Source organism: Actinoallomurus acanthiterrae (assembly GCF_054775715.1).
Genome location: NZ_BAAHCO010000001.1, coordinates 9,426,756 through 9,442,115, shown reverse-complemented (window position 1 = coordinate 9,442,115; position 15,360 = coordinate 9,426,756). Strand labels below are relative to the sequence as shown.

Genomic DNA, 15,360 nt, shown 5'->3' with positions numbered 1-15,360 from the left:
ATGGTCATGGCTTTCTCTCAGGCGCAATATGAAGCGGTTATTCAGCGAATTAAGACGGGAACGGCCAAGATTGGCGCCAAGAATCAGCAAGTTATGCCAGCAGCGAGGCATGCTGCTAGTCATTGGTATCTGCCCGACGGTGTAAAGTCGACCATAATTTGGATGGCGGAAAAGCTTACACGAATGTCCGAATGGATTATTCGAAAGTCGGAAGAGTTGCTGGAGAGTGTTTTCGCTCCGATTCTTTTCTTTGAGGCTGGATGGAAATGGCAAGATGTAAGAATAAAGGCGAGTACAGTCGAAGGATCCGTTAGTCCAGGTGCACTCGGGTCGAGTAAGTGGAATGGGGCGGCAAAGGATGACTATCGGGCGGCCATAACGTCACAATCATCCGCTGCGGGACGAGTCAAGACGGTATCGAGTTCTATTTCCACCAGCCTCTACGTCTGCGCGCTCGCTGGACTTACCTTCTATGGCGCTCTTGGTATTATTATATATAACTTCCTCGGTGCACTTGCTGGCGCTATAGTTGCCCTGGTCTCTGGTGTATTTTCCTTGCCGGGCTTCCTGGCGGGCGTCGCTGACTGTGGTGTAACGGCAGCGATGATATTCGGTGCGGTAGCGGCGGCTTCCCTATGCCTTGGGGCGCAGGCTCAACAAATGGGCTCAATTCATGGCGAGGCGATGGACAATGCTTCTTTCCCCGGCGGTCATTGGCCCAAAGCGACGGGAAATTCTTAAAAATGTCGTATGTGTTAGAGCTATGGCATTCGAGTGCCCGCATTATCGCTGCCTTTAGGCTGCCTGCTTTACTGGGAGATGCTGTCATCGTGCGTCCCGGCTAGAAAGGCGGTGGCGTTCGTGGTAGAGGAAGCACTGGGCAAGGAGTAAAGAAGCGAGGCCTGATTCGTTAAACCGGCGATCAGATACCCGCACGATTCGAAACGCTCACTGAGGCGAGTTCTACGTGGTCGAACCTGTGATTGTCCTGCGTCCGGCGCGTGTCTTCCGGTGGGCTGCGCTCGTTTTGGTGGTCGCCGCACTGATCGTGTCGGTTCTGTTCTCGGGTATGGCGATGCTCGATCATGCCGTGGAGTTCTTCGGGCCCTCCCTGCTGATCTTTATCATCCTGGTTGGCCGGCCACTGCCTGTGCTGTTCGGCCGGACGACGCTGCGAGCCGAAGGAATCATCTCCGCGCGGTCGCACGGCAAGCCGGTCACTATCCCGCCGTCGGAAGTCACCCAGATCGAAATCCGTCGAGGATGGCTTCTCGAGTGGGTATTCCTGCATCGACGCCGTGGTGCACCCGTGCAGTTGTATGGACCACTGAGGGTCTGGTTTCGGCGTGACCATTCTTTCGACCAAGGTCTGGCGGAGTTGTGTTCCCTGGCCGGGACGGGCGCGGTGGGGCGGCCGAGGTTCAGCCTGCGCTTCTTGATCGGCAGCCCGATCTTGACGGCGGCTGCGGTGGCGATGGTCCTCGTTGAGCCGCCGTGGCAGAGTGACTCTTGGCCAGGCCGCTCACATGCGGTTTCGCTCCCCGATCCCTGTTCGACGCTGGACACCATTGCCCGCCGGTTCGTCCCGGGAGCCCGAGTCGATCAATCGTTCGGGCAGGCCTCCGGGCGACGCTCCTGTCAATGGACGGAGACCTCGGGCGGTGAGGGGCAGAGCCACGACGGTGTCGGCGAGCTGACAGTCGAGTACGAGCTTTTTCACCGTGTTGGTTGGAGCAGCGACGCCGATGAGGCACGTGATCATTTCGACAGCGATTCTCATCCGGTAGACACCCAAGGGGCTGTGCCGGTCTCCAAGATCGGTGATGAAGCGACGCTACTCGCCACTGCCTCTGACAAGGGAGATTTCGCCACAGCGGCCGTCGTCGCCCGTCGTTGGAATGTCGTGGTCAGGGTCGCCCATACCCTCGACGGTCGGGGCAAGGAGGAAGAGGCGGCGCGTACCGCCACGGAGGCCGTCCGATCCGCCCTGGCCGCCGTACGGTTCCGCTGATGTGGCCGGACTTATGGCGTGTTTCACATAGCCTTGACGGCGTGGTTGCGGTGCAAGATCATTCCATGATATCGGGGACGTAGGGGATGATCGGGGTGGTGCTGTGGCCGGACGGGTGGCCCTTGCCGGGGGTGGCCTGGTGGTCGGGGTGTTCGGCCTCGTCCTGTTCCTCGTCGGTTGCGGGGGCACGTACCAGCGCACGGTCGTGAAGGATCCATGTCGGCTGCTCGACCGTTCCCTCGTGCGGGAACTCACCGGTAGCGACCGGGGGACGGGTGGTGCGCCGAGTCCCGGCCAGTGGGGATGCGACTGGCGGTCCGGCGGTGGGATCTCCCTCACCGTGGGAGTGACGGTCTTCAAGTCGCGACGGTACGGCGAAGACGTGCACGCGGCACGGCGCTCGTATGAGGGAATGAGGCGTCAGGAGGCCGGCCGGACTCGGCTGATCCCCATCAAGAACGTCGACGGGAAGGCCTGCTGGCACGCCCGGCCGGGGACGATGGAAGTGCTGTTGCACCGATACGACGTGGTCGCGCGCGTGACGTACACCGGGACGCGGCCGGCGGCGAACCGGCACGTCAAGCGGGAACAGATCGCCCGGTTGCTGGCCGAGAACCTGATGCATCACCTCTGACGGATCAGACGCCGGAGAACTCCCGCCCAGGCACCTCCTCGCTGTCCGCGGCGGCGACTTCGATCGCCGTACGGACCAGGTGGGCGATCGGGGTGGAGCGGATGCCGGCGCGCCAGGCGATGCCCAGCAGGTAGGGGCTGGCGTCCTGCACGGTGCGGTAGGCGATGTCGTCGCGGGCGTTCCGTTCCGCGAGGGAGCGGGGGATCAGCGCGACGGCTTGGCCGAGGGCGACGGCTTCGAGGAGTTGGGCGCTGTCGTAGACGGTGGGGCCGGTTGCTGGAGCCTCGTCCGTACGGGCTGAGATGTCGCGGCCGGACCAGTAGGCGTGTACGGCTGCGCTGGATGAGGGGCAGCGGGGGACGGGGAGGCCGGCGATGTCGCGGCAGCTCAGGGTGGGGCGGTGGGTGAGTTCGTGGTGGACGGGGAGGGCCGCGACTCTCGGTTCGGAGAGGAGTGGCTCGATCTCCAGGCCCTCGTTGTCGAAGGGGGAGCCGATGATGGCCAGGTCCGCGCGTCCGTCGCGGACCATCGTCGTCTGCTCGCCGAAGCCGCTCAGGACGATCTCCGCGGCCGGTACGTCGGACTGTTCGAGGATGCGGCGGAGTAGGTCGGTGGCGACGCCTGGTTTCGCGGTGACGATGAGGCGGGGGGCGTTTCGGGCGCGGCGGGTTCGGCGGGTGGCGGCGGAGATCGCGTCCAGTACGCGGGCCGACTCTTCCAGCAGGGTCAGGCCGGCGGGGGTCAGGGTGACGTTGTGGGTGGTGCGCTCGAAGAGCGGGACGCCCAGTCGGCGCTCCAACTGGCGGATCGCGCGGGACAGCGGCGGCTGGGCCATGCCCAGGCGTTCCGCTGCCTTGGAGAAGTTGAGCTCCTCGGCGACGGCTCGGAAGTAGCGCAGCTCGCGCACCTCGAGATCATCGGTCATACCCGTACGGTATGGCCGTCGACCGTACCGGTCTTTCCCTCTGCGGTGGGTTCGCTGCTGAAGTTGACGCGAATGATCGATTCCTTGAAAGGGACACCTTGTCTGATCAGCAGCGGAACAAGCAGATCGTCCGGGACTTCGCCGAGCTGGCGTTCAACGAGAAGCGGGCGGCCGAGGCCGTCGCCGCGTACATCGGGCCCCGGTACGTCCAGCACAACCCGCAGGCACCGGACGGGCCGGAGGCGTTCGTCGCGTTCGTCGCCGGGTTCGGTGAGCGGTTCCCGGAGCTGCGCCTCGACGTCAGGCGGGTGATCGCCGAGGACGACCTGGTCGTCCTGCACAGTCTGTTGACGACCTCGCCTAAGGACCGGGGGATGGCCGCGGTGGACATCTTCCGGTTGGAGGACGGCAAGATCGTCGAGCATTGGGACGTCTTGCAGCCGGTGCCCGAAACGTCGGCCAACGGCAACGGCATGGTCTGAGGCGCGAACCGCGCCGGGGCGGGCGCCCCGGCGCGTAGCGGGGTATTCGAGCGCGGGACCGGTGGAGGTGTCCTAAGCTGATGAACACAGGCGCCGTGGCCGGACCCCATAGGGCGGCCGCTGGCGCCGTACGTCATATTCGCGGGGAACCCGCCGACCGCCAGCCGGATGGAGATCACTCATGGCCCGTCGTTCCGAATTGATGGAGACCATCGTCAACCTCAGCAAGCGCCGAGGCCTGGTCTTTCCGTCGAGCGAGATCTACGGCGGACTCCGCGCGTCCTGGGACTACGGCCCGCTCGGCGTCGAGCTGAAGAACAACGTCAAGCGCCAGTGGTGGAAGTCCATGGTGCAGGGCCGTGACGACGTCGTCGGCCTCGACTCGTGCGTGATCCTCGCCCGCGAGGTGTGGGAGGCCAGCGGTCACGTCAGGGAGTTCGTCGACCCGCTGACCGAGTGTCAGTCGTGCCACAAGCGGTACCGCGCCGACCACCTCACCGAGGCGTACGAGGAGAAGCACGGCCGGGCCCCGGAGCATGGCCTCGCCGACATCGTCTGCCCCAACTGCGGCACCCGGGGCGCGTTCACCGAGCCGAAGATGTTCAACGGTCTGCTCAAGACCTACCTCGGCCCGGTCGAGGACGAGTCCGGCCTGGCCTACCTGCGGCCCGAGACCGCGCAGGGCATCTTCATCAACTACGCCGCCGTTCAGCAGGCGGCCCGGCGCAAGCCGCCGTTCGGCATCGGCCAGATCGGCAAGTCGTTCCGGAACGAGATCACGCCGGGCAACTTCATCTTCCGTACGCGCGAGTTCGAGCAGATGGAGATGGAGTTCTTCGTCGAGCCGGGCACGGATGAGGAGTGGCACCAGTACTGGATCGACACCCGCCTCCAGTGGTACGTCGATCTCGGTATCTCGAAGGACAACCTGCGGCTGTACGAGCACCCGAAGGACAAGCTGTCCCATTACTCGAAGCGCACCGTGGACGTGGAGTACCGCTTCAACTTCCAGGGCAGCGAGTGGGGCGAGCTGGAGGGCATCGCCAACCGTACCAACTTCGACCTGTCCACGCATTCCAAGCACTCCGGCGCCGACCTCTCCTACTTCGACCAGGAGAAGGAAGAGCGCTACGTCCCGTTCGTCATCGAGCCGGCGGCCGGTGTCGACCGGTGCGTGCTGACGTTCATGATGGACGCCTACAACGAGGACGAGGCGCCCAACGCCAAGGGCAAGATGGAGAAGCGCGTGGTCATGCGGCTCGACCACCGGCTCGCGCCGGTCAAGGTCGCGGTGCTGCCGCTGTCCCGCAACGCCGACCTGTCGCCGAAGGCGAAGGACCTCGCTGCGCAGCTGCGTCGTAACTGGAACGTCGAGTTCGACGACGCGGGCGCGATCGGCCGCCGCTACCGCCGCCAGGACGAGATCGGCACGCCGTACTGCGTCACCGTCGACTTCGACACCCTCGAGGACAACGCGGTGACGATCCGCGAGCGCGACTCGATGGCCCAGGAACGCATTGGCCTCGACCAGGTCGAGGCCTTCCTCGCCACCCGCCTCCTCGGCTGCTGACCCACCGGCGAAATACGCGATAAGCCCCTGTCCCGCAAGGGACAGGGGCTCGTCGTCTTGGTGGTTCGGGTTAGTGGAGGCAGGTCGCGGAACCTAGAACCACGATCTCTACGCAGTCGCCGCCGGTGTGGCCACTACGGCTGCTCTTCCGCCAGACGGCGATTTCGACGCAGTCGCCGCCAGTGTCGGTGCTACGGCTGCTCTTGCGCCATGGGGAGGTTGACGGGCTTGGTGCGCTCATAGGCTCTCCAATACCTCGTGCAGCAGTTTCAGGGAATCGTCGGCAGAGATCGCCGCGCCCCTGATCAGGTCGTAGCGTAGCGCGTACTCACGGACCGTCTGCGGGTCAGCGATGACCTGACCGCCCACGTGGCCTTCGGTGTAGACGAGGTCGGGGGCGTCGTCGAAGCCCAGGATGGTGAAGGCTCCAGGCAGCCCGGCGTAGGCGCCCGTGCTGCTTGGGACGATCTGCAGGGTGACGTGGGGCCGACTCGCCTCTTCGATGAGGCGGCCGATCTGCTCTCGCATGACCCGCGGGCCGCCGATCATGCGGCGAACGACCCCCTCGTCGAAGATGGCGACGATGCGCGGCGGTCCCGGTCGGCGCAGGATCTCCTGACGCTCCATGCGCTTGGCGACGAGCTGCTCGATCTCGTCCTCGGAACGGCCGGATTTCAGCACCTCGTAGGCATATCCCGGGGTTTGAAAGAGGCCCTTGACCACGCTGGGCTCGAAGAAGTACATCCTCGATGCCTCGCCCTCCCGGGCGACGTAGTCGGAGAACCCCGGGGGCAGGGCGGCGAGGTGGCGGGTGTCGTTGATCAGTTTCCATAGGCGTACGAAGACGCCGTTGGTGTCGAAGTACGTATCGGTGTCCTCGGCGAACTTCTTCGAGGGGATGTTCTTGCCGGCTTCGAGCTGGCCGATCAGTTGTGGTGTGTATCCGAGCGCCTCGGCGAGTTCGGCCTTTGACAGGCCTGCGATGCGGCGCCAGACCTCCAGCTCCGCGGCGAACGCTCGGATGGCGGGGGATTCGTACGGGTCGCGTCGTGCCACCATGGCGGGCCTCCGGGGGGTAAACCGCGTCCAGGTCGGGTCGATCGGTCGTCGGGTAGTGCCGCGGTGTAGAGCGGTTCGTCGCAAAGCGTAACCGAGCGTGTGAGTCTGGTCACGCGATTCGGTGAACGGCCATCGAGCGGCTCTCACCGTGAGGACCGGGATCGAGGAGGGCTGCGGAGTGTCAGCGATACCAAGCGTCGAAGGGGAAGACGGAGAGACGGGGCGGAAGCCTGAGGTGTACCGGCTTCCTCTTCCGCCGCATCCGATAGCCGCCGAGCAGGCTCGCGTCCTGACCAGGCTCGCGCTGGCCGACTGGAACATCCCGGAGGCCGCCGACAACGCCCTGCTCATCGCCGCCGAACTCGTCACGAACGCCATGAAGCTCGGCGACGTCTTCAGCATCGCTCTCTCCCGCCAGGGCGAGGCCGTCCTGATCGAGGTCAGGGACAACAGCGAGGCCTCGCCCGACCGACGGTCGCCCGCCCTCGACCGGGTGGACGGACGAGGCCTGCTCCTCGTGGCGGCCTGCTCGAAGGACTGGGGCTGGAAGCTCGACGAACAGGGCGGCAAGACGGTGTGGGCCATCGTCGGTGGCTGCGACGAATCCGCCGGAGCGGCCACGCCGCCGTACGAGATCGGGACCTGACGGCTCCCTCGGCCCTTCTCCATTCTTGACGGCTGGTCGGGATTGCTGAACGATCTCCGGCGTTCGCGTCGCATGCCGCGGATCGGCGGTGTTCGAGTGCGCGCGGTTCTCCGGACCGCCGCCCCGCCGGGCGCGGACACTTCGACCAGCCGAGTCCCCCGGGAGCACCGCCGCGATGACCACGCCGTACGTCGATCCACAGGCCGGCAGCGAGGAGCCGGACACCGCCGAACGACAACTCGTGCGCGCCGCCGCCACCGGAACACTCGTCGACCTACGAACCGGTGACGCCCAGTACGACGATCCCGCGAACGCGGCGGCGTGGGGAGCCGAGCGGACCGTACGGGCCGGGGTGCTGATCGACCTGCTCACCGGACTACGGACACCGGACGGCGGCCGGCTGCGGGCGGTGAAGCTTCGCGGAGCGCGCATCACCGGCGAACTCGACCTCGAGGCGGTCGAACTGGTCTGCCCGCTCTCGCTGGCCGACTGCCGTTTCGAGCAGAAGGTCAATCTGCGGGAGGCGTCCGCACCGGCCATTCGCCTGCCCGGCTGCCATCTGCCGGGGCTGACCGCGGACCAGCTGCGCACAGTCGGCGATCTCAACCTCGACGGCCTCGTCTCCGAAGGGGCCGTCACCCTGGGCGGGGCTCGCATCGGTGGGAGCCTTTCGTTGAAGACGGCCCGCCTCACCGGTCCCGGTGACTATGCGCTGCGGGCGGAGACGCTCACCGTCACCGAGAGCATGTGGTGCCGGGACGGGTTCACGGCCGTCGGCGAGATCCACATGCCCGGCGCGCGGATCGGTGGCCGGTTGTCCTTCGTCGGTGCCCGGCTGTCGAACCCTGGCGGGCGGGCGCTGACCGGTGACGGCCTCACCGTCGAGCAGAACATGACCTGCCGGAACGGTTTCGCCGCCGAAGGTGAGGTGCGCCTGCCCGGAGCGCACCTCGGCCGGTTGTCCTTCATCGGCGCCCGGCTGTCCAATCCGGGAGGCGACGCCCTGATGGCCGACGGCCTGACCGTCAAGCAGAACCTGGACGGCCGGGACGGGTTCACCGTCGAGGGGGAGATCCGGCTGGTCGGCGCTCGTATCGGGGGCTGGTTGTCACTGACCGGGGCGGCTCTCACCAACCCCGGTGGCTGCGCGCTCCGGCTCGACCGGGTCACCGTCGACCAGAGCGTCGACTGTGACGAGACGTTCGTCGCCGAAGGAGAAGTGCAGCTCACCGGCGCTCGCGTCGGCGGACAGCTGACCTTCGACGGCGCGCGGCTCACGAATCCCGGAGGCGTCGCGCTGCTCGCCGACTCACTCACCGTCGAGCGGGGCATGTCCTGTCAGAACGGGTTCACCGCGCAGGGCGAGATCCGGATGCTCAACGCTCGTATCGGTGAGGTGTTCTCCCTGGAAGGGGCCACGATCGAAAACCCGGGCGGCCGGGCCCTGTGCGCCTTCCGGCTCACCGTCGAGAACGACCTGTACCTGCGCCGCGGCTTCACCGCCGAAGGAGAGATTCAGCTGTCCGGCGCCCGCATCGGCGGCCTGCTCCACCTGGCCGGCTCCGTGCTCTCCGCCCCGGGCGGGCAGGCGCTGGACCTGGAGGGCGGCCGGGCCACGGCGCTGTTGCTGCTGCCAAGCCGACGGCCGGACGGCGTCGTGAACCTCACCAACGCCCAGGTCGGCATCTTCGAGGACGACGAACGAACCTGGCCCACCACCGTGCGACTGCACGGATTCGTCTACAACGCGCTCGCGAACGACAAGATCGACGTACGGGCCCGCCTCCGCTGGCTGACCCGTCATCCCGGCGGTTACGTCCCGCACATCTACGACCAGCTCGCCGCCGCGTACCGCAGCGCCGGCCGCGAGGACGCCGCCCGGCAGGTGGCGCTCGCCAAGCAGTGGCGACGCCGCCAAGTTCTGGGTCCCTCCGGGAAGCTGGCCAACTGGCTGCTGTACCTGACCGTCGGCTACGGCTACCGCACCTGGCTGGCCGCCGTCTGGCTGGCCGGCCTGCTCGCTCTCGGCACCTGGATCTTCACGGACGCCTATCCGCACGAGCTGACCCGCGCCGACGCGCACGGCCCGGGCTTCAACGCGTTCGGCTACACCCTCGACGTGCTGCTGCCGATCGTGGACCTGGGCCAGCAGAAGGCCTGGCAGGCTCACGGTGCCGCCATGTACTGGTCCTGGGCGCTCACGGCGGCCGGATGGCTCCTCACCACCGCCGTGGTCGCCGGGCTGACCGGCATCCTCAAACGCGATTAAGTCATGTCTGACCTTAGGTACTTAGGTACCACGGCTCCGAAGTTGACCGGCCTGTCGCCAGAGCGGATCGAACAGCTTGGCGGCGTCGGCGACTGGGGCGAGTAGCGGTATGGGCGTGCGCCCGACGTTGCGATGCCTGCGTCAGGATCTGGAATTGCCGGTCCGGGCGGCTCGAGTGCCGCTGGATCAGGTCGAGCATCCGCTGTTGCGCAAGGCAGCCGGCCAGTTCACCGACCGACCACCTCTCGCGAGCGAATCCGGGCCATCGACGACCAGCTCTAGTCGGCACTTTCGGCGTGGCCGTCCAGGTATTCGATCAGATCGGCCTCGTTGCGCTTGAGCCGGTTCCGCTCGCCCGGAGGGAGCCCGATGAGGGCGTCCTTGAGCACCCTCTTGCGGGGCACGTGGACCATCGTGCCGGTGAAGACGCTGCACCCTGGGCACCAGGCGAACCCGACGCATCGTTCGTACGAGTCGGAGGTGGCGGGGTAGTAGCGGTACTGGTACGAGCGGACCGGGCTGCGGCAGGTCGCGCACATTCGGTGGCCGCCATCGTCGAGCAGTGTGTCGAAGGTGCAGACTTTGCGCCAGCGCTGCCGGTGGGATGGTGCTCTTCAGGTCGCCATGCGAAGCATTATGCCCTGTGGGGCAGAACAAGATCGCCCGGGGTTCTGCCCATGACCGCTACCAATCGCAGTTTCCGGCTGGGCGGTCGCGTGAACGGCACCGCTGCGTCCGGGACCACCGGAAGGGATGTCTCCGGGACGGTCATCGGTTACGGTGGGCGCGGGGAGATCATCAGCGGCGGAGGGACGGGCGTGAACAAGCGCGTAATCCGTGGCCTCCGGGTCCTGGCTCTGCTGCTCGGGGTCATCGGGTTCGCGGTTCCCACCGGGGCCGGTACGGCGTCGGCGTACGCCGGGTCGGCCAGGTCCCTGTCGGCGGTGTCGGCGTCGGCCTATGGCACGGCGGCGACCGTGTCGAGCGCCGTCGGCCTGGCGACGAAGCACAGCGCGCTCCGTACCTGGGCCGCAGTGGGCGCCTCGGCGCCGTCTTCACCGCACGCCGCATCGGGCGCGGTCGCCGTCGTGCCCGGTCGTACGGCGACCGGCACGTCCTGGCGTCGGCTCGGGATGGTCGCCGACCTTCCGGCCGCACCGCGCCAGGCGTCGCCGCTCACTCCGCGCGGCCGTGGGCCGCCTTCCATCACGGGTTTCTGACAATCACCCGCCACGCATGACGCGTCGCGGGACCCGCCACCGGCGCGCGCACCTCTGACCTCAGCCGCCTTTGGTCTCTAGCGGATCGGGCAGCGCCGTTGCGCCGTGGATTGCCGTTGCTGAGACCACGATGACTTCCGCGGCTCCAAGGTCCCGGCGGTCGCGCCTGACGTGCGTGGCGGGGTTCACCCGTAGGCCCGGGTTCCGGGCCGGTCCGTATGGAGGCATCTCATTTCTCGTGCCACGGCGGTGCGAGCGCTACTGGCGTTCGCCGTGATCGCCGCCTCACTGTTCATCACCCTGACCACCTCTCCGCGCCTGGGCCTGGACCTGCGCGGGGGCACCCAGATCGTGCTGCAGACCCACGACTCCCCGTACGCGAAGGCCGATCGGGGGGCCACCGACCGCACCGTGGAGGTGTTGCGCAAGCGGATCGACGCTCTCGGCGTCTCGGAGACGGGGCTCACCCGCTCCGGCGACAAGCGCATCATCGTCGAACTCCCCGGAGTTCAGGACTCCCGGCAGGCCCTTGGGGTCATCCGCCGTACGGCGCAGTTGTCGTTCCACTCCGTGGCGGACACCGGCGGGCGCGCCATGCTCGACGAGAAGGGCCGGCCGCTGAACGTCGGGTGGGCCACGCTGGCAGGCAAGGACGTCGGCAAAGCCCAGGCGGGGTTCGACCCGCAGAACCTGCGCGGCTGGTTCGTCACGGTCGGTTTCCGGCATGACGCGGCGTGGCAGCGGCTGACCGCGAAGGCGGCCTGTGCGCTGCCGGGCGATCCGGCGCGCCGGATCGCCATTCTCCTCGACGACAAGGTGATCTCGTCGCCGCAGGTGGATCCGAGCGTACGCTGCGGCACCGGCATCCCCGGCGGAACCACCCAGATCACCGGGGAGTTCGGGGAGAAGGAAGCCAAGGACCTGGCCGCGCTGATCCAGGGTGGCGCTCTGCCGGTGCCGGTCGACGTCATCGAGCAGCGTACGGTCGGGCCGACGCTCGGCGCCGAGGCGATCGACGCGAGCGCCCGGGCCGCGGTCATCGGGGTCGTCCTCACGGCGCTCTTCGTGATCTGGGTCTATCGCCTGGTGGGCCTGATCGCCGCGGTGGGCCTCGCCGCGTACGCGCTGATCTCCTATGCCGCGCTGAGCGCCATGGGCGCCACGCTCACCCTGCCGGGGCTGGCCGGGTTCGTGCTGGCCATCGGCATGGCGATCGACGCGAACGTCCTGGTCTTCGAGCGGGCGCGCGAGGAGCAGGCGGCGATGCCGCGCCGGGGTGTACGGGCGGCGCTGGTCCGGGGCTTCCGGAACGCCTGGTCGGCGATCGCGGATTCGAACATGACCACGCTGCTCGCCGCGGGCCTGCTGTTCTTCCTGTCCTCGGGGCCGGTCCGCGGGTTCGGCATCACGCTGTCGATCGGGGTGCTCGCCTCGTTCGTGTCGGCGCTCCTGGTGACCCGGGTGCTCGCCGAGTGGGCGACCGGCCGGCGGGCGGTGATGGCGCGGCCGTCCGTGACGGGGCTGGCCGGCACCGGGCGGGTCCGGCGCTGGATCGAGCGGCGTGATCCGGACCTGATGCGGAGGCGGCGTCTGTGGCTGTCCGTCTCCGGCGTCGCCGTCGCCCTGGCGGTGACCGGGATTGTCGTACGCGGCCTGAACCTGGGGGTGGAGTTCACCGGCGGCCGCATCGTCGAGTACTCCACGAGCAGGACCGTCGACGCGGACACCGCCCGCCGCGCCGTCTCCGGGGCGGGGTTCCCGCACGCCGTCGTCCAGGAGTCCGGGAAGAACGGCATCTCGGTGCGCACCGGCAACCTCACCGATGACCAGGAACACCGGATTCAGGAGGCCGTCCAGCGCCACGGAGGCGTCGTCACCAAGCAGCGTGACGAGCGGGTCGGGCCGAGCCTCGGCAGTGAGCTGCGGAAGAAGGCGGTGATCGCGCTGGGCGCCGCACTGGGCGGGCAGCTGATCTACCTGGCGGTACGGTTCCGGTGGACGTTCGGCGCGGGGGCGGTGCTGGCGATGCTGCACGACGTCGTCATCGTGACCGGGCTGTTCGCCTGGACGGGCCGGCCCGTCGACGGGGTGTTCCTCGCGGCGCTGCTCACGATCATCGGCTACTCCGTGAACGACTCCGTGGTGGTCTACGACCGCATCCGGGAGCTGTGGCGGTCCGATCCGAAGGAGCCGCTCGCCCGGTCGGCGAACCGCGCGGCCCTGCAGACCGTGCCGCGTACGGTCAACACCGGCATGGGCGCGCTCTTCATCCTGGCCGCGCTGGCCCTGCTCGGCGGTGATTCGCTCACCGACTTCGCGGTGGCGCTGCTGGCCGGGATCCTCGTGGGCACCTGGTCGAGCGTCTTCACGGCGACCCCGACGGCGCTCGTCCTGGAGGGCCGCACGCGGAGCTCGAAGCGCCGATCGGAAGCGTCTGCTTGATCCAATGGGCGGCTCGGTCTCCGGGTGAACCGGAGACCGAGCCGCCGGGGCCTGGCGGGGCCGGACCCCGACCGTAGGATTCGCGGTTCTATGCGGTCAATGCCCGCTTATGGCCGCAACTGAGGCCTTTCTCGTTCTTTGCTGCGTCTGTTATGTTCGAAAATTCGGCACTCGCCGACCAGGCCCGGTCAGATCATCGGGACTTCGCGCTGCGCCTGTTCGGCGCGGATCACGTGCATCGCCGCGTTGATCAGGGCGAGGTGCGTGAACGCCTGCGGGAAGTTGCCCAGGTGGCGGCCGCTGTGGGCGTCGATCTCCTCGGCGTACAGCTGCAGGGGGCTGGCGTACGACAGCAGCTTCTCGCACAGCGCTTTGGCACGGTCCACTTCGCCGATGAGCACGAGTGACGAGACCAGCCAGAACGAGCAGATCGTGAAGGTGCCCTCCTCGGAGTCGAACCCGTCGTCCGTCTCCGTGGCGCGGTAGCGGAGGACGAGGTCGTCCTGGGTGAGCTCGTCGGCGATCGCGAACACCGTCTCGCGGACCCGCTTGTCGTCCGGTGGCAGGAAGCCGAGCATCGGGATGAGCAGCACGGACGCGTCGAGTGCCTTCGTGCCGTAGTGCTGGACGAAGACGCCGCGCTCGTCGACGGCGTTCTCCAGGATGTCGGCGTGCATCTCGTCGGCGGCGCGCTGCCAGCGCTCCGCCCGCTCGCCGTCGCCGCGGACGGTGGCGAGCTGGGCGCCGCGGTGGGCGGCGAGCCAGCAGAAGAGCTTGGACGAGGTGAAGTGCTGCGGCTCGCCGCGCACCTCCCACATGCCGCGGTCGGGCTTGTGCCAGTTGGCCAGGGCGGCCTCGACCTGCTTGACGATTATCGTCCAGAGCCGGTCGTCCAAGCGGTCGCGCTTGCGGACGTACAGGTAGATGGAGCCGATGATCGCGCCCCAGACGTCGTGCTGTTCCTGGACGTACGCGCCGTTGCCGATGCGCACGGGACGCGCCCCGTCGTAGCCGTGGAGGTGGTCGAGCGTGGCCTCCTCCAGCTTGGCGCGGCCGTCGATGCCGTACATGATCTGCAGGTGCCCGTCGGCGGCCTCGGCCATGTCGGTGATGAAGTGGAAGAAGTCGTTGGCCTCCCAGTCGAACCCGAGCGTGTAGAAGGCCCACAGGGCCATCGTCGAGTCGCGGATCCAGGTGTAGCGGTAGTCCCAGTTGCGGTCGCCGCCCGGGGTCTCGGGCAGGGAGGTGGTCGCCGCCGCCGCGACCGCGCCCGTCGGCGCGTACGTCAGGCCCTTGAGCGTGAGCGCGCTGCGCTGCAGGTGCGCCCGCCAGGGGTGGTCGGGGAACCGGCCGCGGTCCAGCCAGTGCTGCCAGTGGTGGACGGTCCACGTCAGCCGCTCGTGCGCCTCTTCGTACGACTGCGGCGGCTGGTGCTCGCTCCACGACAGCGCGACGAACCGGGTCTCGCCCTCTTTGAGGAGCGTACGGGCGGTCGCGAGGGAGCCCTCGAACCCGATGTTCAGGTCGCTGGTGAGCCGCAGCTCCAGGCCGTTGCCCCGCGCCACCGCCTCGTGGTATCCCGCGCCCGTGTGCTCCCACCGGGCGGCGTCCTTGCCATAGTCGAAGATCGGCATGCAGTCGAGGCGCACCTGCGACTGGCCGTTCACGCAGCGGACCATCCGCAGCAGCACGTGGTCGGCGTCGTAGTCGGTCGGGGCGCGGCGATGGGTGTGCGACCGCTGGTCCTCGTGGTGCCACGGCCCCATCAGGAAGCCGTCGAGGACGACGAGCCAGCCCCCGGGGGTCCACCAGGTCGTCTCCAGCACCATCGTGCCGGGGATGTAGCGGCGTGCCGCGGGCACCTCGACGCCGGCGGGCCCGACCCGGAAGTAGCCCGCGTCACGATCGAGTAGCGAGCCGAACACGCTGGGGGAGTCCATACGCGGCAGGCACATCCACTCGATGTTGCCGCTCGGGGCCACCAGTGCGGTGGTCTCCGTGTCGGACAAGAACCCGTATTCGGCTATGGGGGCGAACGCCTCACCCGCCCCAGGATTGGTCACCGGCCTCATCGGCACATCATCCCCCAGCCGCGAGGGCGT

General features: G+C 67.8%; 14 protein-coding genes. 9 read left to right on the top strand and 5 right to left on the bottom strand.

Annotation, left to right across the window (positions count from 1 at the left end; genetic code table 11):
- Window positions 1-6: 6 nt before the first annotated feature.
- The 3 genes from ACYVF7_RS44450 (at window position 7) to ACYVF7_RS44440 (ending at window position 2,645) form a co-directional block, all read left to right on the top strand.
- Window positions 7-741 (top strand): hypothetical protein, encoded by a 735-nt coding sequence (locus tag ACYVF7_RS44450; RefSeq protein ID WP_460351998.1) that lies wholly within the window; start codon window positions 7-9, stop codon window positions 739-741.
- A gap of 226 nt (window positions 742-967) precedes the next feature.
- A complete protein-coding gene (locus tag ACYVF7_RS44445) occupies window positions 968-2,011 on the top strand; it encodes a hypothetical protein (RefSeq protein WP_460351997.1) in 1,044 nt (347 codons plus the stop codon).
- 103 nt (window positions 2,012-2,114) lie between these two features.
- Window positions 2,115-2,645 (top strand): DUF3558 domain-containing protein, encoded by a 531-nt coding sequence (locus ACYVF7_RS44440; protein ID WP_460351996.1) that lies wholly within the window; start codon window positions 2,115-2,117, stop codon window positions 2,643-2,645.
- Window positions 2,646-2,649: 4 nt separating this feature from the next.
- Here ACYVF7_RS44440 and ACYVF7_RS44435 read toward each other — a convergent pair whose 3' ends face one another.
- A complete protein-coding gene (locus tag ACYVF7_RS44435; protein ID WP_460351995.1) occupies window positions 2,650-3,570 on the bottom strand; it encodes a LysR family transcriptional regulator in 921 nt (306 codons plus the stop codon).
- A gap of 98 nt (window positions 3,571-3,668) precedes the next feature.
- On the opposite strand from ACYVF7_RS44435, the gene ACYVF7_RS44430 reads away from it, so the two are divergent.
- Together ACYVF7_RS44430 and ACYVF7_RS44425 are read left to right on the top strand one after the other, a co-directional pair.
- Window positions 3,669-4,052 (top strand): nuclear transport factor 2 family protein, encoded by a 384-nt coding sequence (locus ACYVF7_RS44430; protein ID WP_460351994.1) that lies wholly within the window; start codon window positions 3,669-3,671, stop codon window positions 4,050-4,052.
- A gap of 181 nt (window positions 4,053-4,233) precedes the next feature.
- Complete coding sequence (locus tag ACYVF7_RS44425; RefSeq protein WP_460351993.1) at window positions 4,234-5,622, top strand: glycine--tRNA ligase; 1,389 nt, start codon at window positions 4,234-4,236, stop codon at window positions 5,620-5,622.
- A 70-nt stretch (window positions 5,623-5,692) separates the two neighbouring features.
- Here the strand turns inward: ACYVF7_RS44425 and ACYVF7_RS44420 are convergent, their stop codons facing one another.
- Together ACYVF7_RS44420 and ACYVF7_RS44415 are read right to left on the bottom strand one after the other, a co-directional pair.
- Window positions 5,693-5,863: a DUF397 domain-containing protein gene (locus ACYVF7_RS44420; protein ID WP_460351992.1), complete on the bottom strand. Its 171-nt coding sequence runs from the start codon at window positions 5,861-5,863 to the stop codon at window positions 5,693-5,695.
- On the bottom strand, window positions 5,860-6,681 hold the full coding sequence (locus ACYVF7_RS44415) for a helix-turn-helix domain-containing protein (RefSeq protein ID WP_460351991.1): 822 nt from the start codon (window positions 6,679-6,681) through the stop codon (window positions 5,860-5,862). The genes ACYVF7_RS44420 and ACYVF7_RS44415 overlap by 4 nt, the downstream gene beginning before the upstream one ends.
- Before the next feature lie 235 nt (window positions 6,682-6,916).
- Here ACYVF7_RS44415 and ACYVF7_RS44410 point away from each other — a divergent pair, with 235 nt between their 5' ends.
- Both ACYVF7_RS44410 and ACYVF7_RS44405 read left to right on the top strand, forming a co-directional pair.
- Window positions 6,917-7,327 carry an ATP-binding protein gene (locus ACYVF7_RS44410; protein ID WP_460351990.1) on the top strand — a complete coding sequence of 137 codons (411 nt, stop codon included), beginning with the start codon at window positions 6,917-6,919 and terminating at the stop codon, window positions 7,325-7,327.
- A gap of 175 nt (window positions 7,328-7,502) precedes the next feature.
- On the top strand, window positions 7,503-9,596 hold the full coding sequence (locus ACYVF7_RS44405; RefSeq protein WP_460351989.1) for a hypothetical protein: 2,094 nt from the start codon (window positions 7,503-7,505) through the stop codon (window positions 9,594-9,596).
- A gap of 278 nt (window positions 9,597-9,874) precedes the next feature.
- Here ACYVF7_RS44405 and ACYVF7_RS44400 read toward each other — a convergent pair whose 3' ends face one another.
- Window positions 9,875-10,135, bottom strand: coding sequence for a hypothetical protein (locus ACYVF7_RS44400; protein ID WP_460351988.1), 261 nt, complete (start codon window positions 10,133-10,135; stop codon window positions 9,875-9,877).
- Window positions 10,136-10,414: 279 nt separating this feature from the next.
- Between ACYVF7_RS44400 and ACYVF7_RS44395 the strand changes: the two genes are divergently transcribed.
- Both ACYVF7_RS44395 and secF read left to right on the top strand, forming a co-directional pair.
- Entirely contained in the window at window positions 10,415-10,816 is a 402-nt protein-coding gene (locus ACYVF7_RS44395) for a hypothetical protein (protein ID WP_460351987.1), read from the top strand.
- A gap of 249 nt (window positions 10,817-11,065) precedes the next feature.
- The gene (gene secF, locus ACYVF7_RS44390; protein ID WP_460351986.1) at window positions 11,066-13,258 is read left to right on the top strand and encodes a protein translocase subunit SecF; all 2,193 of its coding nucleotides are present in this window, start codon (window positions 11,066-11,068) and stop codon (window positions 13,256-13,258) included.
- Window positions 13,259-13,446: 188 nt separating this feature from the next.
- On the opposite strand, the gene ACYVF7_RS44385 is transcribed toward secF, so the two are convergent.
- Window positions 13,447-15,330, bottom strand: a complete 1,884-nt coding sequence (locus ACYVF7_RS44385) for a glycoside hydrolase family 15 protein (protein ID WP_460351985.1) — start codon at window positions 15,328-15,330, stop codon at window positions 13,447-13,449.
- Between the last annotated feature and the right edge of the window lie 30 nt (window positions 15,331-15,360).

Bases quoted from the DNA above. Each gene is read 5' to 3' on its own strand.
- ACYVF7_RS44425 (WP_460351993.1), top strand. From the start codon at position 4,234: ATGGCCCGTCGTTCCGAATTGATGGAGACCATCGTCAACCTCAGCAAG.
- ACYVF7_RS44400 (WP_460351988.1), bottom strand. From the start codon at position 10,135: ATGTGCGCGACCTGCCGCAGCCCGGTCCGCTCGTACCAGTACCGCTAC.
- ACYVF7_RS44405 (WP_460351989.1), top strand. From the start codon at position 7,503: ATGACCACGCCGTACGTCGATCCACAGGCCGGCAGCGAGGAGCCGGAC.
- ACYVF7_RS44435 (WP_460351995.1), bottom strand. From the start codon at position 3,570: ATGACCGATGATCTCGAGGTGCGCGAGCTGCGCTACTTCCGAGCCGTC.
- ACYVF7_RS44450 (WP_460351998.1), top strand. From the start codon at position 7: ATGGCTTTCTCTCAGGCGCAATATGAAGCGGTTATTCAGCGAATTAAG.
- ACYVF7_RS44385 (WP_460351985.1), bottom strand. From the start codon at position 15,330: ATGAGGCCGGTGACCAATCCTGGGGCGGGTGAGGCGTTCGCCCCCATA.
- ACYVF7_RS44415 (WP_460351991.1), bottom strand. From the start codon at position 6,681: ATGGTGGCACGACGCGACCCGTACGAATCCCCCGCCATCCGAGCGTTC.
- ACYVF7_RS44420 (WP_460351992.1), bottom strand. From the start codon at position 5,863: ATGAGCGCACCAAGCCCGTCAACCTCCCCATGGCGCAAGAGCAGCCGT.